A 24,104-nucleotide genomic window follows, 5' to 3' on the forward strand; every position below is an offset into this window, starting at 1 on the left:
ATAAAGTTCATGCTGTCAATCTTAGCTTTGATTTTAATTATCGGAGCGTCATTTCAAAAACTTCAGGATAAACCTGTTCTTTACATCATAGGAGATTCGACCGTACAGAATGGTTCTGGTAAAGGTGCAGACTCACTTTGGGGTTGGGGAAGTTTTATGAATTTATTTTTGGATACAACAAAAATTGAGATTCAGAATCATGCGAAAGGTGGCAGAAGCAGCAGAACTTTTATCACAGAAGGCCGGTGGGATTCCATTATGAAAACCATTAAAAAAGGAGATTATGTTTTGATGCAGTTTGGTCATAATGATGGTGGCGAACTGGCAGATACCCTGAGAGCCAGAGGAACAATTAAAGGAATTGGAGAAGAAACCAAAGATATCTACAACCCAATCCGTAGAGTGGACGAAACGGTTTATACTTACGGTCATTACATGAGAAAGTATGCGAATGAAGCGAAATCGAAAGGGGCAATTCCTATTATAGTTTCGCCAATTCCGAGAAATAAATTTAACGGGAAAGGTAAAATTGAAAAAGACCAGTACGCAATCTGGTCACAAGAAGTTGCCCAACAAACCGGCGCTTATTTTTTAGATTTAAATACAATGGTCATCAAAAAATATGAAAAAATGGGAGCCGAAAAAGTAAAAGCTTTCTTCCCAAAAGACCATACGCATACTAATGAGGCTGGAGCAATTTTTAATGCAGAACTGGTAGCAAAAGGCATTGAGAATTTAGAGAAATTTGAACTCAGGAATTATTTAAAAAGAAAATAAAAATAAATATATACTTATGAAAAAACTGTTAACAACAGGTTTTTTTGCACTGATCATCGGAGGATTGACTTCCTGTTCGGTACAGAAGAATGCTTCTGCAAGCAAAGTGGAAATTCCCAACAAAAAAGAAGTTTTGGAAGTTTCAAGAAGAGCGAATCAATACTTTATGGACAAGTGGCCGGATACCAAAAAAGACATCGTTGGCAAGAAAGTCTGGCCAAGTAATCTCTGGACTAGAGCGGTATACTACGAGGGCTTGATGGCGCTTCACTCTGTAGATCCAAAGAAAGAATATTATGATTATGCAATGTCTTGGGCAAACAATCATAAATGGGATTTACAGCGTGGAACATACACCCGAAACGCCGATCACCAGGCTTGCGGACAAACCTACCTCGACCTTTACGAAATCGACGGAAGAAAACATCCTGAAAGAATTAAAAATGTGAAAGCAGCGATGGACAGCATGATTGCCACTAAAAAAGTAGATGACTGGTGGTGGATTGATGCGCTTCAAATGTCGATGCCAATCTTTACTAAATTGGGTAGAATTACCGGCGAACAAAAATATTTCGACAGAAATTACGAAATGTATGCCTACACCAAATACAAGCATGGCGGAAATGGTTTGTACAATCAGGCAGATAAAATCTGGTGGAGAGATAAGGATTTTGTACCGCCTTACAAAGAGCCAAATGGTGAAGATTGTTACTGGAGCCGTGGAAACGGCTGGGTAGTGGCAGCGTTAGCAAAAACGCTGCAAGACACGCCTAAATCTGACCCTCATTATAAAGAATATCTGCAGGATTATAAAGATATGTTAGCAGCCTTAATTCCTATCCAAAGGGAAGATGGTTTCTGGAATGTTAGTTTACATGATCCAAACAATTTCGGTGGAAAAGAAACGACAGGAACTGCACTTTTCGTTTACGGAATGGCGTACGGTGTGAATAACGGATTAATCGACAGAAGTACATATTTACCTGTTTTGGTAAAAGCGTGGAACGCAATGGTAAAAGATTCTGTTCAGCCCAACGGATTTTTAGGCTGGGTTCAGGGAACCGGAAAAGAGCCGAAAGATGGACAACCTTTAGCTGTAGATAAAGTTCCTGATTTTGAAGATTACGGATTGGGATGTTTCCTGCTTGCGGGTAGTGAAGTTTATAAATTGAAGTAGTTTTTAGCTCGCGCAGATCAAGGTGATTTTGCAGATCTTTAAAATATAAGTCTGCTCAAACCTTCAAGGTTTCTAAAACCTTGAAGGTTTTTTTATGAGAAAGTTCAGTACACATGTGCTTTAAACTTTCTCATCATGAGAAACCCTAATCGCACGCATTGAATAAACTTTCTCATAAGAGGGAAACCTTGCCGCACCCGTGTGATGAACTTTCCCCTAAAGTAGATTGTATGTTGCAAACGTGCTTTAAACTTTCCCTAAAACTGTCTTTAAAAATAAAATACTAATCTTTTTAACACGAAATCACCCATCATCAAACATCCATAGATCAAACCTAACGGGTTTTCAAAACCCGTTAGGTTTTTTGTTTTTTGGATGAAAAATTAATTGGAAGTCAAACGTATTTTTGAAATGGATTTTTACTCTAAACAATAAAAAGAGCTCTGATTAATTTTCAGTTTTAATCTAAATTCCAGAATGTCACAATATTTAGGGCAAATTTTAAAAGTTTTAAGAATAAAATATTATAGATAAAATTCATTAAAACAACAACTTAAACCAAAATTTGTAAATCGTGTGAATTTTATTATTTTTCAAAATCATCATACATGACACTACAAGACGCGCAATCGGTTACATCTTGCTAATTTTCAAATTCAATCAATCAGAAAAATTATGAACGCACTATTAGGAGTACTATTTCATTTCCTCGGAGGCTTTGCTTCGGGCAGTTTTTATATGCCGTACAAAAAAGTAAAAGGATGGCAATGGGAAACTTTTTGGTTGATTGGAGGAACTTTCTCTTGGATTATCGTTCCGCCGTTGGCTGCATTTCTTACGATTCCTGATTTTTGGGAAATCATTCAGAATGAAAGTTCGGCTATTATAGGATTTACATTTCTATTTGGGGCACTTTGGGGAATTGGTGGTTTTATGTATGGATTAGGAGTTCGTTATCTGGGTGTCGCATTGGGAAGCAGCATTATGTTGGGGCTTACGATGGTAATCGGTTCACTTTTGCCTTCTATCTATTATGAATTTAATCCTGAAGCAGGAAAAGACAATATCGGTTTAATGTTTTCCAGCGAGTGGGGAAAAATGGTTCTTTTAGGACTTTTGGTCTGCGTTGTCGGAATCATCATCAGCGGAAAAGCGGGTGTAATGAAAGACAGAGAACTTCAGACCGATGCCATCGATCCTCACGGAATGGAAGTGAAAACGGAATACAAATTTGGTTTAGGATTGATCGTAGCAATCATTTCGGGAGTTTTAAGTGCCTGTTTTAATTTCGGCCTGGAGGCTGGAAAACCAATGGCGAATATTGCCAATGAAGCATGGAAACTGGCAAATCCAAATCAGGGAGAATTTCTTTTTCAAAATAATGTAACGTATGTTGTTGTTCTTTGGGGCGGGATGTTGTCGAATCTGATCGGTTGTCTTTATCTTTCATTTAAAAATAAATCATATTCAGATTATACCAAAAAGAGTGTTCCTGTCGTAAAAAATATCATTTTCTGTGCGTTGGCAGGAACGATGTGGTTTTTACAGTTCTTCTTCTACGGAATGGGAGAAAGCAAAATGGGGAACGGCCCAAGCTCATGGATTTTACACATGGCATTCATTATTTTAATTGCGAATCTTTGGGGCGTAATTATTAAGGAATGGAAAGGCGTATCAAAAAAGACAATCACTACCATTTCACTGGGAATGTTTGTGCTGTTTATTTCTATATTGATTGTAGGATACGGAAATTCAATAAGGTAATGGCAAGGAAAGCATTTAAAATGTTCCTCAACAAAGGCGCTGAAGCTGAATACAAAAAGCGTCATGAAGAAACATGGCCAGAAATTAAAAATTTGCTCAAAGATGCAGGAGTTTCAAATTATTCAATTTTTTTGGATGAAGAAACAAATATATTATTTGGTGTACTGCATTATGACGATGAAATTAGGTATCAGAACATTTCATTGCAGCCAATAATGCAGAAGTGGTGGGATTACATGAAAGATTTAATGGAAACCAATGAAGACAATTCACCGAAAAGCGCGGATTTAACCGAGGTTTTTTATTTAAAATAAATATATTCTTATTGTTTAAAAACGAATGATAATTTCCTAAAATATATCTTCGATACTTATGGAGGACTTCAAAAATTCACAGCTGGGCATGACGCAGACCTGGAGATGGTTTGGTCCTCACGATACAGTTCCGCTTTCATACATTAAAATGGCCGGAGCAACTGGTGTTGTCACTGCACTTCATCATATTCCCAACGGTGACATCTGGACGGTAGAAGAAATTCTGAAAAGAAAAAATACCATAGAGGCCATCGGACTCTCGTGGGATGTGGTAGAAAGCGTTCCCGTACATGAAGACATCAAAAAAAGAAAAGGACAATATAAAATTTATATTCAAAACTATCAGCAGTCGCTACGAAATTTAGCACAATGTGGAATTAAAACGGTCTGCTATAATTTTATGCCAATCTTAGATTGGACGCGCACTGACCTCGAATTTGAAATGCCCGATGGCAGCAAAGCGCTCCGTTTTGATCAGCTTCAGTTTGCAGCTTTTGATTTATTTATTTTAAAACGTAAAGACGCAGCAAAGAGTTACACAACTCAACAGTTTACTGACGCTGAGGAAATATTCCGTAAAATGTCTGATGATGAAAAAACCAGGTTGTCAAACAACATCATCGCCGGTCTTCCGGGAGCTGAAGAAGGTTATCAGCTGGATAAGTTTAATGATTTAATTGATGAATATTCTGATATTGGTGAAGCCGGATTGCGCATTAATTTGAAAGAATTCCTGAGAGAAATTATTCCCGTAGCGGCTGAAAATGAAGTCAAAATGGCAATTCATCCGGACGATCCGCCTTTCCCGATTCTCGGTTTACCAAGAATTGTAAGCACAGAGTCTGATCTTATTGAAATCCTTCAGACCGTAGATTCTATCTACAACGGATTATGTTTCTGTACCGGATCTTTAGGCGTGCGGTCTGATAATGATCTCCCCGGAATGGTTGAGTGGTTGGGTGATAAAATTAATTTCGTTCATCTGAGAGCAACAAAAAGCGATGCGGCAGGCAACTTTTTTGAAGCAGATCATCTGGATGGTGATGTCGACATGTACAGCGTTGTGAAAGCTTTGCTGACCGAACAGAAGATAAGAATACAAAATAAAAGAGCAGATTTTCAACTTCCTATGAGACCAGATCACGGGCATCAGATGTTGGATGATCTTACAAAAAAATCAAATCCAGGATACAGTGCCATCGGCAGATTACGTGGTCTGGCAGAACTTCGCGGTTTAGAATTAGGAATCCGGCGAAGCTTTTCTGATATCAGATAAAATATTGTCCGCAGTCCGTCAATGTCTTAAAATTCTCTGTTTGCCTTTGCTTAAATTAAGCATTAGAATAAATAAAGAATATCCAGTTATTATAATAAAAATCTTCCGATATGAATTATTTTTTAGTCAGATTCAAAATCATATTCCTGTTGGTTTTGATTGTATTCATGCAGTTAGATGCTCAAATTAAATTCAATCCTGAGATTCAGAAATACAATTTCAACAGCCAGTGGCTTTTGCATATCGGAGATGTAAAAAACGGTGAATCAGTTACTTTAAAAGACTCAGACTGGAAAAAAATCACCTTGCCCAGAGCTTTCAACGAAGATGAGGCGTTCAAGGTAGCCATCGACAGCCTTTCGACCTCTGTGGTTTTATATAGAAAACATTTCAAACTGCCTAAAGAAGCCAAAGGAAAAAAGATTTTTCTGGAGTTTGAAGGAATCCGTTTTGCAGGTGAATTTTTCATCAATGGCAAACATGTGGGAAGTCACGAAAATGGGGTGATGGCATTTGGTTTAGATATTTCTGACCAGGTAAAATTCGGAAATGAAGATAATATATTCACTGCCAGGATTGATAATGCTTGGGATTATAAAGAAAAAGCCACAGGACAAAGATATCAGTGGAATGATAAAAATTTCAATGCCAATTATGGAGGTATTCCCAAAAATGTCAATTTATATATTAAAGAAAAAGTTTACCAAACGCTTCCGTTATATTCAAATCTCGGAACAGTAGGAACTTATATTTATGCAAAAGATTTTAATATTAAAAATAAATCGGCAGTCATTCATGCAGAGTCTGAAATTATAAATGAATTTTCAGAAGTTAAAAATGTCAGATTTGAAGCAGTCATCAAAGACCCGAAAGGTAAAACCGTAAAAACAGTAAAAGGCACTGAAACTAAAATCTTACCCGGAGAAAAAAAGATTCTTACAGCAGAAGATCAACTCAGTAATATTGAATTCTGGAGCTGGGGATACGGTTATTTGTATACAGTTTATACTGAACTATATGTTGATAATAAACTCGTCGACAGAGTTAAGACCAAAACAGGTTTCAGAAAAACTAAGTTTGATAAAGGAATGGTTTGGCTCAATGACCGGGTGATTCAGATGAAAGGTTATGCACAGCGTACCAGTAACGAATGGCCTGCCGTCGGAATGTCGGTTCCAGCATGGCTAAGTGATTTTTCAAATAAAATGATGGTCGACAGCAATGCCAACCTTGTTCGCTGGATGCACGTTACCCCATGGAAACAGGATGTAGAAAGCTGCGACCGTGTAGGATTGATGCAGGCAATGCCCGCCGGTGATGCAGAAAAAGATGTACAGGACAGACGTTGGAAGCAGAGAACTTCATTAATGCGGGACGCTATTATCTACAATAGAAATAATCCCAGTATCGTTTTTTATGAATCTGGTAACGAATCTATTTCAGAAGAGCACATGGCAGAAATGAAAGCAATTCGTGATCAGTACGATCCTTTCGGAGGAAGAGCCATTGGTTCGCGTGAAATGCTCGACAGCAAAACTGCTGAATATGGTGGAGAAATGCTTTACATCAACAAATCGGCCCGAATTCCGATGTGGGCAACCGAGTACAGCAGAGATGAAGCCCTCAGAAAATACTGGGACAGCTATTCATATCCTTATCATAAAGACGGAGAAGGAAATTCTGTCTACCGGTCAACAGTTACCAACAAAGTTGAACCGCGCAAAGATGCTGAAGTCTACAACAGAAATCAGGATACATTTACCAAAGAAACGGTGACGAGATGGTATGACTATTACCGGGTTCGCCCCGGAACGGGAAATCGTGTAAGCTCAGGTGGTGTGAATATTATTTTTTCAGATACCAATACCCATTACCGTGGCGTTGAAAATTACAGAAGAAGCGGCGAAGTAGATGCCATGCGCCTTCCGAAAGACGGCTTTTTTGCCCATCAGGTCATGTGGGATGGTTGGGTAGATGTCGAAAATTACCGTACGCATTTGGTGGGACACTGGAATTATCCTGAAAATACCGTGAAAGATATTTTTGCAGTTTCAAGTGGTGAGAAAGTTGAGCTTTTTATCAACGGAAAATCACAGGGTTTTGGCGAGAAGACAGATGGTTTTTGGTTTACTTTTAAAAATGTAAAATTCTTGCTGGGAACGATTGAAGCGGTGAGTTACGATATTCAGAATAAAGAGTTGAGTAGAGATAAAATAGAGACTGCCGGAAAGCCATACGCTATCAAATTAAAAAAAATGAATGCTGCAGACGGTTTTAAAGCGGATGCCTCAGATTTAGCTTTGATTGAGGTAGAAGTTGTTGATGAAAAAGGAAATCGTTGCCCGTTGGCAGATCATTTAATTTCATTCGAATTAAAAGGTCCGGCAGAGTGGCGCGGAGGTATTGCCAAAGGAAAAGATAATTATATTCTCTCTCAAAAACTACCTGTTGAGCAAGGTGTCAACCGTGTTTTAATCCGTTCTACACTTCAAAAAGGCGAGATTTCACTTAAGGCCAATGCAGTAGGTTTGGTTTCAGACGAAATTAAATTTAAATCTGTTGATAATCCTGCAAAAGACGGTTTGTCGAAATATTTCAGTGCTGATTTTCTGCCTGCCAATTTATCAAGAGGAAAAACACCGGAGAATCCTTCATTTAAAGTTTCAAGAAAATCGGTTGAGATTGAACATGCTGAAGCTGGAAGCAATTCAGACAAAGCAAAATTGAGTTTCGATGATAACGAACTGAGTGAATGGAGCAGTGACGGTGACATTTCTAACGCCTTTATAATTTATACATTCAAGAAAGAAACAGCTATTAGCGAAGTTGAAATGAAATTGGTTTCATGGCGTAATAAAAGTTATCCTATTAAAATATCAGTTGATGAAAAAGTAGTCTTTCAAGGCAATACACCAAAAAGTTTGGGCTATTTTTCAATCCCACTATCGCAGCCTGTAAAAGGTAAAACAGTCAAAGTAGAGTTGGTGGGTAAAACATCAGAAAAAGATGCGTTTGGCAGTGTTGTAGAAATTACAGGAAAGAAAGAAATCAATGATGAAAAAAAACAGAAAAGCTCCATTGGAATCGTAGAAATTGAGTTCTACGAGAAAGTAGAAATTTAATTTTCCACGTAAATTTTAAGTATGAATTTCATATTCAGTTAATGTCATTGTAGAGTTCAAATTAGCTTTTTGAAAGGCGACTAAATTTTTTGGTTGCCTTTTTTATCAAGTCTTGTGCCAGTATTTGAAAATGTTCAGAAGAAAACATGATAAATATCAGTCGGGTGATGAGTTTTACAAATTTAAATAATACTTCCGATTTAATGATTAAATTAATAATAAATCCATTTTTTAATAGAATAATATATAAATTATTATGAAAAATTATGAATTTTATAATGCAGGATATGGCAGGATGCTAAAACATTTGTAAGAATGTACTTTTCAAGCATAATTCAATGTAAATAAAAATTAATATATGTCTATCAAAGTTAAACACAAGAATTTTAAGCCACTCATGGCGCCGCTCTTTTTGCTGGCATCAGGTCTTATGTTCGGACAACAGGCAGTAAACGATACTGTGCAAAAGGACAATACTAAAGACATCGAGGAAGTTGTAGTTATAGGATATGGAAAGGTGAAAAAATCTGATCTTACCGGTTCTGTAGCTTCAGTTTCGGCGAAAGAACTGGCAGCAACTCCCGCAATGAATGCCCTACAGGCTTTACAGGGTAGAGCAGCTGGTCTGAATATCGTTACTGCAGGCGGCGCTCCCGGTGCTGGTGCCAACGTAACTATTCGTGGAGGTGCATCAATTACTCAGGGGACAACTCCTTTATACATTGTTGATGGTTTCCAGCTTGATAACGCTTTGAATGTAATCAACCCAAATGATATCGAAAGTATTGATATTTTGAAGGGTCCGTCGGCTATTGCAATTTATGGTGCCCGTGGTTCCAACGGTATTATTGTTATTAAAACAAAGACCGGTAAAAAAGGAAGAACAGTAATCAATTACAACTCCTTCATCATGTTTGATATGCTTTCCAAAAGGCTTGATATGATGAGTAATTCGGAGCAGTTTGTAAAATATCAGTATGAATTTGCTCAGCTACAGAATAAAATGACTGCATGGAGTGCCGTTTATGATAATGGTTTGGCATTAGACACACCTGGATTTTATACCGGTGCATTCAATAGAATTTCAAACCGTTATGCCAATGCAGCAGCATTGGACTGGCAGGAAAAAATGCTAGGGGGAACGGGGATGACTCAAAACCAAAACGTTAACTTCTCTACAGGAAACGAGAAAACTCAGGCTTTTGTAAGTTACAACTACAATAAGCAGGACGGTCTGTTACAGAACTTCAGCGAAACAAGAAACTCCTTAAGAGCCAACATTAATTCTGAATTGAAAAAAGGCTTGAGAGTAGATTTCAGTTCTATGTTTACGTCTAATTCAACAAATGGTGGGGGTGCTTACAGCGGCATGAAAAAAATTCTTCTTCAGCCAATAACTGGAGGTACTTTATTTACTGATGATCAGCTCTTCAATACACAGACTTTCCCTGATTACACAAGTTTAGATTCAGGGTATGATACAGAAAACCCTTTTGTAGAAACCAGAGCGTCTACTCAAAACAGTCGCTCAAGAGCATTTGTTGCCAATCTTGGGTTAGAAGTTGATTTCCTCAAAAACTTTACCTTCAGAACTGCGGGACAGTATCAGTTCAGCAACAGCAAATCTCAGTCATTCTCAGATGAAAATTCAAGAGCCTTTCTTACCGATCCGGTAAATACAGGTATTAACGGTAGTATCGGAAACAGTGAATCTTACAGATACCAGATTACCAATACCGTTACTTATAACACGACTTTAGGTGAGAACCACAAAATTAATGCTTTGGCTGGTCAGGAAGTGGTTTATTCAGCATCTGAAAGCAACAGCATGAGATTGATTAAATTCCCTGTTCCGAATTTCGGATTAGATGATATCAATAATGCAACTGTACAGGATAAATCGGCAGGCAGATCTACTCCAAACAGTTTATTATCTTATTTCGGACGTGTAAATTATAACTATGATGACAGGTATTTGTTAACGGGTACACTTCGTTATGACGGATCTTCTAAATTCGGACCTAACAAGAAATGGGGATTATTCCCATCTTTTGCAGCAGCATGGAGAGTTTCTCAGGAAAATTTCTGGCAGGATTCCAAAATTGGCAACGTAATCAACGACTTAAAATTCAGATATGAATATGGGGTTACAGGAAATAACGATATTGGCAGTAATTTGTTCGTAACCAATATAGTGCAGACAGATTATCCGATGAATAATACACCGGGAAATCCTGCTTATGTTCCGGGAACCAACTTAGGAAACAACAATTTGATCTGGGAAGAAGCTCAGAACAGCAACTTAGGGATGGATTTGGCAATGTTCAACAACAGAATAAGGTTAACAGCTGAATTATATGACAATAAAGTAAGCGGAATGCTTCTCCACAGTCTTCTTCCTGTATCTTCGGGATATTCAAGACAATATCAGAACATCGGGTCGATGACCAATCAGGGGATGGAATTTACTTTAAACACGATCAACTTCAAAACTGAAGGTTTCAGATGGTCAACAGATTTTAACATCTCTTCAAACAAATCTAAAGTACTTTCCCTTGAGCAGAATCAAAACACCAGAACATTCAGTGTCGGTGGAAACAGAACGGGTATGGTTACTTATTATGCCACTGTGGGAGAGCAATTGGGAGACATGTACGGATATGTTTATCAGGGAGTCTATACAACCGATGATTTCACAGTAAATGCTGACGGAACGTTCGGAACTCTGAAGCCGGGTGTTGTAAAACCTGCTACAGGAACTGCAAAACCGGGAGATATGAAATTTGCTGCAGATAATGAGAAGGGAGATCAGTTCACCAGAAAAATGCAGAAAATCGGAAATGGTACACCAGACTTCTTTGGTGGTATGCAAAACAACTTTTCATACAAAGGTTTTGACCTTGGCATATTTATGAAATTCAGTGTTGGTGGGGATATTTACAATTCCACAAAACACAGTTTAAGCCCTTACGCCTTAAATCAGAATATTCCTACAGAATTTGCAAACAACTTCTACCGTCTTATTGATCCCAACACAGGCCAGATTACCAATAATGTAGCACGGTTGAAAGAGCTGAATCCTGATGAAGCTTCCCGTAACTGGAGTTTAAGTACCGTAAATTCTCAGAACATTACATATCCTTCTTCTTACTATGTGGAAGATGGTTCTTATCTAAGAATTGCACAGGTGACATTAGGATACAGTTTAGACAGAGAATTTATTAAACATGTAGGGTTAACGAATGCACGTATTTACTGTACTTTGAATAACTTAGCTACCATTACAGGGTACTCAGGATTCGATCCGGAAGTATCGGCTGCAAGTGGCGTAGCAGTTACACCAGGGTATGACGGTTCTGCTTATCCAAGATCAAGAAGCTATGTTCTTGGAATAAATTTAACGTTCTAATTATTAAAATTAAAAAGTCATGAAAAAATATACTTTTATTAAAAGTTTGGTTATCATCCCTGCTTTGGTGATTTCCACACAGATTACCAACTCATGTAGCGAAGATTTCCTAGAGCAGCCTGCATATAATTCTGTTGATACCGACACTGTTTTCGAAAGTCTTCTCACAGCAGATATGTTTGTACAGGGATGCTACCGCGGTTTGGTACCTACTGAAATGTATTATCAGTTAGGTGCTGGTGATACTGTAACGCACTCTAGTGAAGATGGCTCTACCAACAATTCAAAATACAACATCGCAAACTATCAGTATGATGCATTTATCCCAAATACCCTTACCGGGATTTATGGTACAATGTATCAGTCGATTGAAAGAACAAATATTGCTATCAGCAAAATAGGCAAAATGGAACCGAGTGCAAAACGTGATGCTTTAATTGCTGAAGCGAAAGCGATCCGTGCATATTGTTACTATAATCTCATCAGAGTATATGGTGATGTACCGGCAGTTTGGACGCCTCTTGAAGAACAGGATCCCAACGATCCCAACACTTTATACCCTAAACGTGCTTCACGTGACGAAATTTATGACCGCATCATCGCAGATCTTCAGGAGTCTATTGCCACAATGCCTACTCTCGGACAGGCTGGTTTTCCTACAACTGAAAGATTAACAAGACCTGCTGCTAATGCTCTTTTAGCAAGAATCGCACTGTATGCAGGTGGATATTCTCTTCGTTGGCCTTTAAATACTTCAACACCGGGAACAATGTCCCGCCGTCCTGATAATGCCAGGGTTCAGCAGCTTTATCAGATTGCAAACGATGCCTGTTTAGCTGTAATCAATGGAGGTCAGAACTCATTGATGCAGGCTTCAGGAGGAAAAAGTGGTTTCGAAAGCTTATGGTTTAATTTCTGCCAGAGAAATTTAAGTACCCTAAATCAGGAAGTGATGTGGCAGATTGCTCAGTTCGGTCCAAATACTAACGGGGGATTCGGTGTATATGCACATCCTGGAAGCCGTGGTGGTGTCTTTGGATCACGTAAAGCACTACAGTTTATGTTGCCAAGCTACTATCTTTCTTTTGCAGCAGGAGATACACGTAGAGATGTTTCATGTACCGCATACAGTATTTATTTCCTGAATGCAGGTGCTGCCACTGATACTTGGGTGGATGTGGGTACTACATTTTCCTGTATCATGCCGGGTAAGTTCAGAATATCGTGGTGTGTGGCTCCCCAGGCAGCAGATTCACGTAACCTGAATGTCCCGTTGATCAGGTACTCAGATGTATTGTTGATGTTTGCAGAAACTCAAAACTATCTTAACAATGGTCCTACGGCAGCAGGAAACGCAGCTTTGCAACAGGTGAGAAACCGTGCAGGTATCGGCTCAATGCCAATTCCAACAGGTCAGGCAGCTTATGATCAGGCACTTCTTCAGGAGCGTAAATGGGAATTTGCAGGCGAGTTTACTTTACGTACAGATTTGATCAGAATGAATAAACTCGAAAGCGAAATTCTGGCTACGAGACAGGCAATGAAAAACCTTTCAGACAAAACAGGTCCTTATGCCAATACACCGGCAATCCGTCTTTATAAATATCGTAAAGATGCTCAGGCTTACGGAGATCCTTTCTTAGCGATCACTTATATTGACCTTACAAATCCTGCACAGATTGCTACAGCTTCAGCAATTCCAACAACTTCAGCAGGTTATGCAGCTTATCAGACAGCGCTCAGAAATATTGCAACTGCAAACGGACAGACCACAGTAGCTACCGATCTTTGGTATCCGGCAAACATGTTCCAGGCGTATACAAGCACATTTAATGCGAATGCCAGAAGAACGGTAGGATTCAGTTCAGGAGCAGTGAATACCTTGCAAATTGGGAACATCATCTACACAAAACCTACAGGTTCAGCAGAAAATGGAGGAACCTATCCAAACTGGATTCAGGGTGGTGGTGATGGCTTATTCTACGGTTTCGTACCGAACAAAACAGAATTGTTGCCATTCGCAAATCAGTCTGCAGGTCACCCGATGATTGATAACCCGAACCTTACACAGTTGCCAGGATACTAAAAGTTTAATTTAAACAGTATTAAATAAGCAATTAAAAGCAGCCTTACGCCATAAACAAGTTATCGCTTTGGCTGCTTTTTATTTTAAGAAAAATTCATCTTTTAAGTAATTGTTTAAAGTTTTGTCAGAATGTCATGCTTCAGTTTTTCTCATTTATTAATGATGATACATCGGGCATAAGGGAAGCATATACCGATCATAGAGCGATTACCTGTCTCTTCTTAGTGACAAAACGACAAAAATGACCTTAAATCTCACAGAATTTTTTTTAAAACGCTTAAATTTTTCTTCACTGTTTAATTCTTACAGAAATCATCACAAAATATTAATTATCAACCGCTCAAAAAGATTTTGACTGACATTTATAATGCTTTTAAATTAAATGTTAATTATTTTCTAAAACAAGCATTCAGCAGTATAGTACGGGATGCTGTAAATTAGATAACAGTCTAAATTTGGGTAAAATTCAGAAACAAAAAGAAAACAAATGGAAAACGTAAAAACATTTAAATACGTAGATTATTTATGGGATGAAGAAAAAGCGGCATCATTTGGCGACGACCAGGTGGCTTTATTTTTATACCGTTCAAACATATTAGGAGCAGACCTTAGAATTACCAATTATGGTGGTGGTAACACAAGTTGCAAAACCATAGAAAAAGATCCATTAACCAACGAAGAAGTTGAGGTAATGTGGGTAAAAGGTTCAGGTGGTGACATCGGAACACTTACAAGAAAAGGAATCGCCGGATTATATACGGAAAGATTAAGAAATCTTAAAAATGTTTACGGAGGACTGGCAGACGAAGACAGAATGGTAGGTTTATTCGACCACTGTATTTTTGATCTTGAAAGCAAAGCTCCGTCTATTGATACGCCTCTTCACGGTTTACTTCCATTTAAACATATCGACCACCTTCACCCGGATGCTCTAATTGCAGTCGCTGCAGCTAAAGACAGCGAAGCGATTACCAAAGAAATCTGGGGAGATACAATGGGCTGGGTTCCATGGCAGCGTCCTGGTTTTGATTTAGGTCTGCAGCTGGAAAAATGTTTAGCCGACAATCCTGGAATCAGAGGAATCGTTTTAGGTAGCCACGGTTTATTCACATGGGGAGAAACTTCTTACGAATCTTACATGAACAGTCTGGAAGTAATCGAAATGGCTTCTGAGTATATCGCTAAAAAAATCGAAGAAAAAGGACAGGTTTTTGGCGGACAGAAAGTAGAATCTCTTCCTGCTGACGAACGTAAAAACAAAGCTGCTCAGATCATGCCTTTGCTAAGAGGTTTAGCCTCTTCTGAAAACAGAATGGTAGGTCATTTCACAGACAGCGATGTTGTTTTGGAATACATCAACAGTAATGATTTGGAAAGACTGGCTCCGCTTGGAACTTCTTGTCCGGATCACTTCTTAAGAACAAAGATTCAGCCTTTAGTGTTGACTTTAGATAAAAATGAAGATTTAAGCGATTCTAAAGCTATTTTAGAAAAATTAAATCCACTTTTCGAACAGTACAGACAGGAATACAAAGACTATTACGAAACGTGTAAACATCCAAACAGTCCTGCAATGCGTGACCCGAATCCGGTGATCATCATTTATCCTGGAGTTGGAATGTTCAGTTTCTCAAAAGATAAGCAGACAACCCGTGTTGCCAACGAATTTTATGTGAATGCAATCAACGTAATGCGTGGTGCAGAAGCTATTTCTGAATATACTTCTCTACCAAGACAGGAAGCATTCGACATAGAATACTGGTTATTGGAAGAAGCTAAGCTTCAGAGAATGCCTAAAGAAAAACCATTGTCAAGAAAGGTTGCTATCGTAACTGGAGCAGGCGGCGGAATCGGGCAGGCCATTGCTGACAAAATGGTTCAGGAAGGTGCAGTTGTTGTTTACACAGATTTAAATCAGGAAGCAGTAGAATCTGTGACTGCAAAATACAGCAAAGATCAGGCTGTAGCCGTGACTTGTGATGTGACCAGCGAAGAGGCAATTGCGAACGCTTTCAAAGAAGCTGTCTTAGCTTTTGGTGGAGTAGACATCATCGTACATTCTGCAGGTTTGGCTATTTCTAAATCTTTGGAAGACACCACTACAAAAGACTGGGATTTACTGGAAAATGTATTGGTAAAAGGTCAGTTCTTAATGGCGAAAAGCGGTGCTGAGGTTTTGAAAAAGCAGAATTTAGGTGGAGACATCGTAAGCATTGCCAGTAAAAACGGATTGGTTGCCGGACCAAACAACGTAGCCTACGGAACTGCAAAGGCAGCGCAACAACACATGACAAGATTGTTGGCAGCAGAATTGGCAGCAGATAAAATCCGTGTGAATGTGGTAAATCCTGACGGCGTAATCGTTGGAAGCAAAATCTGGGAAGGTTCATGGGCAGAAGGCCGTGCAAAAGCCAACGGAATTTCTGTAGAAGAATTACCTGCATTTTACGCAAAAAGAAATTTATTAAACGAAATTATCCTTCCTGAAGACATTGCAAACGGAGTTTTCGCTTGTGTAGCAATTTTAGATAAAACCACAGGAAATATCATCAATGTAGATGGCGGAATGGCGAATGCTTTCCCGAGATAATAAATAAATCTAACCACAAAAGTCACAAAAGTTATTAGAGATATTATTCGAATTTTGAGAAGATCAAAAAAGAATGATGGAAATTTGTTTACAAAGAAACAGCCTGCTTATTTGGACTTTAAATAGTATTACTTTAGCTTTAAAATTAAAAAAGCTTTGTGACTTTTGTGGTAAAAAATTAAAATATGATTATAGGAAAAGATATCATTGAACAACACAACAAAAACGAAGTTGAAAATTTCAATTCAGACTTCGCATATTTATCAGATAAATTAACAAAATCAGGTTCAGACGTTGCTGAAATCGTTAACAAAATCGCCGATTTTCAGGTGGCAATTCCAAGCTGGGCTTTGGGCGCAGGCGGAACCCGTTTCGGAAGATTTTCTTACGGTGGCGAACCTGCTGTTTTAGAACAGAAATTAGATGATGTTGGACTGCTTCACGCACTGACTCATTCTGCTGGAGCCGTTTCACTACACATTCCATGGGATATTCCCAGTGATGTAAGTGCTTTGAAAGAAAGTGCGGCGTCTCACGGATTGATCTTTGATGCAATGAATTCAAACACATTTCAGGATCAGCCGGATGCAAAACATTCATATAAATTCGGTTCTTTAAATTCTGTAAACGAAGATTCAAGAGCTTACGCTGTTGAACACAACAAAGAAGTAATCAGAATCGGAAAAGAATTAGATTCAAAAAGCTTAACCGTTTGGTTGGCTGACGGAGCAAGTTTTCCAGGACAGTTAAACTTCCAGACTGCTTTATCAAACACTGAAAAAAGCTTAAAAGAAATCTACGCAGGAATGCCGGAAGACTGGAAACTGTTCATCGAATACAAACCTTACGAACCCAATTTCTACTCAACAACCATTCAGGATTGGGGAACTTCTTTCATGCTGGCAAACGCTTGTGGTGAAAGAGCTTTTACATTGGTTGACCTCGGTCATCATTTACCAAACACGAATATCGAGCAGATTGTTGCAACCTTGATGTACAAAGGTAAATTGGGTGGTTTCCACTTCAACGACAGCAAATATGGTGATGATGATTTGACGGTGGGTTCTATCAAACCTTATGCTTTATTCTTGATCTTCAATGAATTGGTGTACGGAATGGAAAATAATAAAAATAATCCTTATCCGGCATGGATGATTGACGCAAGTCACAACATCAAAGATCCTCTGGAAGATTTATTACAGTCTTTGGAAGCCATCTTAATCGCTTATGCTCAGGCACTTTTGGTTGATCAGAAAGCCTTAAAAGAAGCACAACTTAATAATGACGTTGTTGCGGCGCAGGATATTTTGCAGAATGCATACAGAACAGATGTTCGTCCATTGTTGAAAGCGGCTAGACTGCAGACTGGCGCGGCTTTAGACCCGATTGCTGCTTACAGAAGTTTAAAGGTGAGAGAAACCTTGATTTCTGAGAGAGGCTGGGCAAAAGCAACCGGATTATAAGATCCGTTTTAATTTGATAATTACTTTCAGGTGCAATCGAAAGTTTAATTATATATCCTTAATTATTACCGTTAAAAGTGTTTAGGCTTAATCACTAAACACTTTTTAATGGTTTTTGAAAATTATACATTCGTGTTTCCTTGCTACGTAGAATTCCGAAACTTCGGGACAAACTAAAAATATGCAGGAAAAATTAAAAAAATCTTTGCGCTCTTTGCGTTAAAAGAAAAAATTTTTAAACTGATTCTAAATCAAATTTTGAAAAAACTAATTCCCATTTATAATAAATCATTAAATTCATCTCAGGAATGTCCAAAAAAAAGGTAACCATCGTATTTGATATTGGAAAAACCAACAAAAAGTTTTTTTTATTTGATAAAAATTACAAAGAAGTTGTGCGTGAATACACCGAACTTCCCCTTACCACCGATGAAGATGGTTATCCCACAGAAGATCTTGCGGCACTCCAAAACTGGATCAAAGATAACTTCAATGCTATTCTCGATGATGAAAATTTTGAAGTAAAAGCCATCAATTTTTCCACCTACGGAGCAAGTTTTGTGCACCTTGATCAGAAAGGAAATGTTCTGACGCCTCTGTACAATTACACCAAACCGATGGATCAGGATATTCTTGATTTATTTTACGAAAAACATGGTAGCAAACTGAAAATTGCCCGCGAAACTGCATCTCCACAAACCGGAATGCTGAACTCAGGACTGCAGTTATTCTGGTTAAAATACAAACATCCGGAAGTTTTCAAAAAAATCCGTTACAGTCTTCATTTACCTCAGTATTTATCATATTTATTCACCGGAATTTGCGTTTCGGAATTTACCTCAATCGGCTGTCATACCAACCTTTGGGATTACGACAAAGCAGATTACCACGACTGGGTTTATGAAGAGGGAATTGATGCATTATTGGGACCAATCGTTCCGACTTCTGCAAGCATCAACACGTCTTACAGAAATAAAAAAATAAAAATCGGCGTTGGAATTCACGACAGTTCTTCCGCACTGTTACCTTATATTTTAAGTAAAAAAGAACCTTTTCTCTTGCTTTCAACAGGAACGTGGAGTATTTCTTTAAATCCATTCAACGATGAAAGTTTAACGGATGAAGATATCGAAAACAATTGTCTGAACTACATGCGAATTGACGGAAAACGTGTGAAAGCATCCCGTTTTTTCATGGGGAATGAGTACAAAATTCAGGTTGAGAAACTGTGTGCATACTATGGAAAAGAATATGGTTTCCATAGAGAAGTGCAGTTTGATCAGGATCTGTACCTGCGTCTGATGAAAAATAAAAACATTTATTTCCGTTTTGAAGGGATTATTTTAAAACGTAAAATGATTACTGCAACAGATTTAAATTCATTCGCAACCTTTGAAGAAGCCTACCACCAACTAATGATTGAATTAATGGATCTGCAGATTCATACGATCACAAACGCCATCGGAAATTCAGAAATAAAAAATATTTACATTGACGGAGGTTTCACAGACAATGATGTCTTTATGAAACTGATGTCTCACCATTTCCAACATTACAATGTGATGTCAACACACTCTCCGCTGGGATCGGCTTTGGGTGCATCAATGGTGATTTCAAACAAAAAAATAGACGAAACTTTTTTACAGCAGCATTATCAGATGAAAGTGCTTCAGCCTTTAATCCTTAATTTATAAATTTTTGTTGGAAGCTGGAAGTCAGATGCCGGTAATTAAAAAGTAATTTAGTTTTTAATATCAACATTAAACATCCATCACCCAACATCCAACATCTAACAACAAACTATGTCCTTTCCATTTGATACCAACTACGCTTCCCTCGAATTGCTGATCGAAAAAGCAAAAAAGAAAATGCCCCGATTCGCTTTCGAATATCTTGATGGCGGCTGTAACGAAAATATCAACCGCGACAGAAATACAAGTGAATTGAGAGATGTTCTCCTTCGTCCACAATATTTAAACAACAGCTACACGGAGGCCAATATGGAAACGGAACTGTTCGGAGTAAAATATTCCGCACCGTTCGGAATTTCTCCGGTTGGTCTGCAGGGTTTGATGTGGCCGAATGCTCCGGAAATTTTAGCTAAAGCAGCTTTTAAACATAATATTCCGTTCATTTTAAGTACGGTAACAACCAGCAGTATCGAAAGAATTGCTGAATTAACGGAAGGAAAAGCATGGTATCAACTCTATCATCCAAGAGAAGAATGGTTGCGTGACGATATTCTTGACCGTTGTGAAGCTTCCGGCTATGACGTTTTATGTGTTTTGTCCGATGTTCCTACGTTCGGTTACCGGGCAAAAGAGATTAGAAACGGTTTGGCGATGCCTCCACAACTGAATTTCAGAAACGTTTCGCAAGCCTTAGCAAGACCAGAATGGTGCCTTGAAATTTTAAAACATGGCGTTCCGAGTTTTAAAACAATGGAAAAATACATGGACAAAAACATGAATGTGAAACAACTGGGACAGTTCATGAACTCTACTTTTTCCGGCAGATTAAATTCAGACAGAATCAAAGCCATTCGCGATAAGTGGAAAGGAAAATTGGTCATCAAAGGCGTTGCTTCTGATGAAGATGCAGCTGAAGCAGTTCGTTTAGGTTTTGACGGAATGATTATTTCCAATCATGGTGGAAGGCAGCTTGATGCAGGAGAATCTACTATTGCTGTAGTAAAAGAGATCAGCGAAAAATACAAAGGTCAGATTAAAATCATGATGGACAGCGGCGTAAGAACCGGTCCGGATGTTGCCCGTGCTTTGAGCTGTGGCGCCGAATTTACCTTTATGGGAAGAACGTTTATGTATGCCGTCGGAGCTTTAGGCAACAAAGGTGGCGATCATATTATTGAAATGCTTAAAATGCAGTTCAGACAGGTGATGGAGCAGGTTTGCTGTGATACGCCAGAGCAATTGCAGAAGTTTAGGGTGAAGTAATTTGAGCGGGAAGCTGAGTGATGGAAACTGGAAGTTTTTAAGTTTCATTAAAACATCTTTTATCTAAATACAGTTTTACAGAATGGGAACCATCAATTTTCAAATCAAAAGATGTCCTTATTTTGTAATGAATGAGAAGCTTAGTGAGCTTGTATAAGTGAAACGGCTTTGTGTAACTTAAAAGCAGATAATATTTAAAAATTCTTTGTGCACTTTGCGTTAAAATAAAATATTTTGAATAATCATAGCAAAAAAAATACAGTTCGGTGAATTGTATTTTTTGTTTTATAATACTATTTTTAATCAATATTCAAAGAATGTTTTCAAGCTTTGCGAAGCAAATTTATTTGCCTTAGCTTTCTTAAAAAAATGCAACATTAAAAATAATCTTTGCGTTAAAACAATTTGTGTAATGTTTGAAAAATTATTGCGTACATATTTTTTACCACAAGGAACACAAAGATTTTCACAAGGTTCACAAGCCTTGACTTCATAGTGAAATACTTAGTGGTCTTAGTGATAAAATCCAGTTATGAAATCAAAAGATAATCAAAAACAAAATCATTTAAAAACCAAATTACTCTCATGAAAAAATTCCTCATATTTCTCCTCATTATTTTTTCAGTATTTACCTTTTCTCAAAACAAAAAACAGGAATTACCATGGTCAAATGGAGCTCTGCAGGTCAGCTCTAACAACAGATATTTGCAGCACAAAAACGGAAAACCATTTTTCTGGTTAGGAGAAACCGGATGGCTTCTGCCGGAACGTACCGATCGGGATGAAGTAGATTTTTATCTGAGTCAATGTGCAAAAAACGGATTCAATGTCGTTCAGGTTCAAACCATCAATGCCGTTCCTGCTTACAACAAATACGGTCAACCTTCAAATACTGACGGTTTTGATTTCAGCAACATCAATCAGAAAGGGGTATATGGATATTGGGATCACATGGATTACATTGTAAAAACAGCCGAGAAAAATGGAATTTACATCGGCATGGTCTGCATCTGGGGCGGATTGGTAAAAGCAGGAAAAATGGATGTAGATCAGGCAAAAAAGTACGGACAGTTTTTAGCAGAGCGGTATAAAGATTCGCCCAATATCATTTGGTTTATCGGAGGCGATATGAAAGGCGACATCAAAACAGAAGTCTGGCAAGCTTTGGCCAACAGCATAAAGTCCGTTGACAAAAACCATTTGATGACCTACCATCCTTTCGGTGCTACGAGTTCAGCAGATTGGTTTAACAGTGCCGGTTGGTTGGATTTTAATATGTTCCAAAGCGGTCACAGAAGATATAGACAGCGGAAAGGCGACGGTGAAGCGAAAAAAATTGCCGATACCGAAGAAGATAACTGGAGATATGCCGAAAAAGCACTTTCGATGAAACCTTTAAAACCTATCATCGATGGCGAACCTTCCTACGAAGACATTCCACAGGGACTTCATGATGCCAGCGAACCACGATGGAAAGATCACGATGTAAGAAGATATGCGTATTGGTCGGTGTTTGCCGGTTCTTTTGGGCATACGTACGGCCATAATTCTATTATGCAGTTTTACAGACCAGGTTTATCGCCTGCATACGGAGCTCAGCGTGCGTGGTACAACTGTCTCAATGACGCAGGTTTTGTGCAGATGCAGTATTTAAAAAATCTAATGTTGAAATTTCCTTATTTTGAAAGAATTCCTGATCAAAGTATTATCAAAGGCGAAGTGGGCGAGCGCTACGAAAGACTTATTGCTACCCGCGGAGCAGATTATCTGCTCGTCTACAATTACAACGGAAGAAATATGCAGATCGATTTGTCGAAAATCAGTGGTAAGAGGAAAAAATGCTGGTGGTACAATCCCAGAACCGGCGTTTACCAATACCTTGGCGAGTCTAATGGAAATAAAATTTTCCAGATTACTCCTGATAAAGAGAATGGAGAGGCTAAGGATTTTGTTTTTGTGGCGATGGATGCCTCGAAGAATTATTTGTGAACTCCGCAATTTTTTTAGAGGATGATTTGTCCGTTAAAATCAAATTTATATTTTCTGTTTTCCCAATCGGTAGCCAAAATATATTCATCAGTAATTACAAAAGTGTCGTAGCTATCCAATGTAGTAAGGACGTCTTTGCCAGCTTGTTGCCAAACAATTTTTCCGTTTTTGTCAAGTCTTGAAATTTCAAGTTCACCATGAATAATATAATCATCTTTGCATTTAAAAATTTCAAAACAAGTTGCTTGATCAGCTTTCGTTTGCCACAATAAACTTAATTCAGGAATTGATAAACAAAAAACAGTATCGGAGCAACAGATGATTATTCTGTCGGGTTCAATTATTGTCGAAGTTTCATGAATACCTGTTGATCCACCAGCGGAACCAATTGCTGCGCTTTTGATAAGTCTGTTTTCATTAAAAATTTTAATTCCAAAAACTGTTGTAGGGTGATATTCAGATTCGTCTAAATAAGCAAAATCATATTGATTAATATTGTCAGCCGAGCCTTCGCTAAAAGTTGTGTCAGAGTAAATACTAATTTTATATTTTTCTGTTGTGTAATTTTTCATTAAATCTCACTAAAACAACTTGGTTCTTTCTTTACTTTTTCTTCTCCGATTTCACCGCCTGTCTCGCCAGCAATTTCCAGTCGTTTTTCACCTTTGTCCAGACCAATAAAATATCCAAAGTCACATCACCCGGCTCCTTTCCCAAATCAGCAGTCGTCGCATAAAAATGATGACGGACAATCGCAGTATTTCCGACGATTTGTATATTTTGGTTCGTAATATCAATCGTTAGAAAATCTGATTTTTTGCTGACCAGTTTTTCAACAAATTCTTTGGCATCATCAATATGACCACCCGAATGTCCGTAAGTCAGTTCCGGTACAATTAAAGATTGCAATGCTGGTTTTTCACCGCTGATCATCGCTGATCTCAGTTTTTCAGCTGCATTTGTTACAGATTGGATATCATTCTTTTTCTGTCCGAAAACAGTGATTGCCACTAAAAAACTCATGGCAAAAATTAATTTCTTGATCATTTAATTAAATATTTTTTTAAAGATTTAAATTTATTCCGATAATAATTAGAATCTTATTCTTTTAAAGTATAATATATAATTTCCGTTAGTAGTAATAACTTAGTTTTGAACGGTTTGTTTGTCATTCAGTAGGACC

Annotated in this window: 15 protein-coding genes; 13 read left to right on the forward strand and 2 right to left on the reverse strand. The window is 38.1% G+C overall.

The features are described 5' to 3' along the window. The first annotated feature begins 9 nt into the window (after positions 1-9). From ASG21_RS04455 to ASG21_RS04515, 13 genes are all read left to right on the forward strand, one after another. Complete coding sequence (locus ASG21_RS04455) at positions 10-777, forward strand: rhamnogalacturonan acetylesterase (RefSeq protein WP_056076468.1); 768 nt, start codon at positions 10-12, stop codon at positions 775-777. A gap of 16 nt (positions 778-793) precedes the next feature. Continuing rightward, entirely contained in the window at positions 794-1,954 is a 1,161-nt protein-coding gene (locus ASG21_RS04460) for a glycoside hydrolase family 88 protein (protein ID WP_056076471.1), read from the forward strand. A gap of 675 nt (positions 1,955-2,629) precedes the next feature. Then, positions 2,630-3,718, forward strand: coding sequence for an L-rhamnose/proton symporter RhaT (gene rhaT / locus ASG21_RS04465; protein WP_056076475.1), 1,089 nt, complete (start codon positions 2,630-2,632; stop codon positions 3,716-3,718). Beyond that, the gene (gene rhaM / locus ASG21_RS04470) at positions 3,718-4,032 is read left to right on the forward strand and encodes an L-rhamnose mutarotase (RefSeq protein WP_056076476.1); all 315 of its coding nucleotides are present in this window, start codon (positions 3,718-3,720) and stop codon (positions 4,030-4,032) included. The genes rhaT and rhaM overlap by 1 nt, the downstream gene beginning before the upstream one ends. A gap of 88 nt (positions 4,033-4,120) precedes the next feature. Then, the gene (uxuA, locus tag ASG21_RS04475) at positions 4,121-5,308 is read left to right on the forward strand and encodes a mannonate dehydratase (protein ID WP_185113707.1); all 1,188 of its coding nucleotides are present in this window, start codon (positions 4,121-4,123) and stop codon (positions 5,306-5,308) included. Positions 5,309-5,418: 110 nt separating this feature from the next. Continuing rightward, a complete protein-coding gene (locus tag ASG21_RS04480; protein ID WP_056076479.1) occupies positions 5,419-8,430 on the forward strand; it encodes a DUF4982 domain-containing protein in 3,012 nt (1,003 codons plus the stop codon). Between the two features lie 358 nt (positions 8,431-8,788). After that, entirely contained in the window at positions 8,789-11,839 is a 3,051-nt protein-coding gene (locus ASG21_RS04485) for a SusC/RagA family TonB-linked outer membrane protein (protein ID WP_056076481.1), read from the forward strand. Between the two features lie 19 nt (positions 11,840-11,858). Then, positions 11,859-13,925: a RagB/SusD family nutrient uptake outer membrane protein gene (locus ASG21_RS04490; protein ID WP_056076484.1), complete on the forward strand. Its 2,067-nt coding sequence runs from the start codon at positions 11,859-11,861 to the stop codon at positions 13,923-13,925. A 487-nt stretch (positions 13,926-14,412) separates the two neighbouring features. Then, positions 14,413-16,515 carry a bifunctional rhamnulose-1-phosphate aldolase/short-chain dehydrogenase gene (locus tag ASG21_RS04495; protein ID WP_056076485.1) on the forward strand — a complete coding sequence of 701 codons (2,103 nt, stop codon included), beginning with the start codon at positions 14,413-14,415 and terminating at the stop codon, positions 16,513-16,515. Between the two features lie 185 nt (positions 16,516-16,700). Then, entirely contained in the window at positions 16,701-17,978 is a 1,278-nt protein-coding gene (locus tag ASG21_RS04500) for a TIM barrel protein (protein ID WP_056076488.1), read from the forward strand. Between the two features lie 308 nt (positions 17,979-18,286). After that, positions 18,287-19,672 carry an FGGY family carbohydrate kinase gene (locus tag ASG21_RS04505; protein ID WP_056076491.1) on the forward strand — a complete coding sequence of 462 codons (1,386 nt, stop codon included), beginning with the start codon at positions 18,287-18,289 and terminating at the stop codon, positions 19,670-19,672. A 108-nt stretch (positions 19,673-19,780) separates the two neighbouring features. Beyond that, entirely contained in the window at positions 19,781-20,932 is a 1,152-nt protein-coding gene (locus ASG21_RS04510) for an alpha-hydroxy acid oxidase (protein WP_056076494.1), read from the forward strand. Between the two features lie 585 nt (positions 20,933-21,517). Continuing rightward, the gene (locus ASG21_RS04515) at positions 21,518-22,921 is read left to right on the forward strand and encodes a glycoside hydrolase family 140 protein (protein WP_056076497.1); all 1,404 of its coding nucleotides are present in this window, start codon (positions 21,518-21,520) and stop codon (positions 22,919-22,921) included. Positions 22,922-22,935: 14 nt separating this feature from the next. On the opposite strand, the gene ASG21_RS04520 is transcribed toward ASG21_RS04515, so the two are convergent. Together ASG21_RS04520 and ASG21_RS04525 are read right to left on the reverse strand one after the other, a co-directional pair. Further along, the gene (locus ASG21_RS04520) at positions 22,936-23,493 is read right to left on the reverse strand and encodes a hypothetical protein (protein WP_056076500.1); all 558 of its coding nucleotides are present in this window, start codon (positions 23,491-23,493) and stop codon (positions 22,936-22,938) included. Between the two features lie 31 nt (positions 23,494-23,524). Next, positions 23,525-23,968 (reverse strand): nuclear transport factor 2 family protein, encoded by a 444-nt coding sequence (locus ASG21_RS04525; RefSeq protein WP_056076503.1) that lies wholly within the window; start codon positions 23,966-23,968, stop codon positions 23,525-23,527. Positions 23,969-24,104 lie beyond the last annotated feature (136 nt).

Source organism: Chryseobacterium sp. Leaf394, from assembly GCF_001424105.1.
Taxonomy (GTDB): Bacteria; Bacteroidota; Bacteroidia; order Flavobacteriales; family Weeksellaceae; genus Chryseobacterium.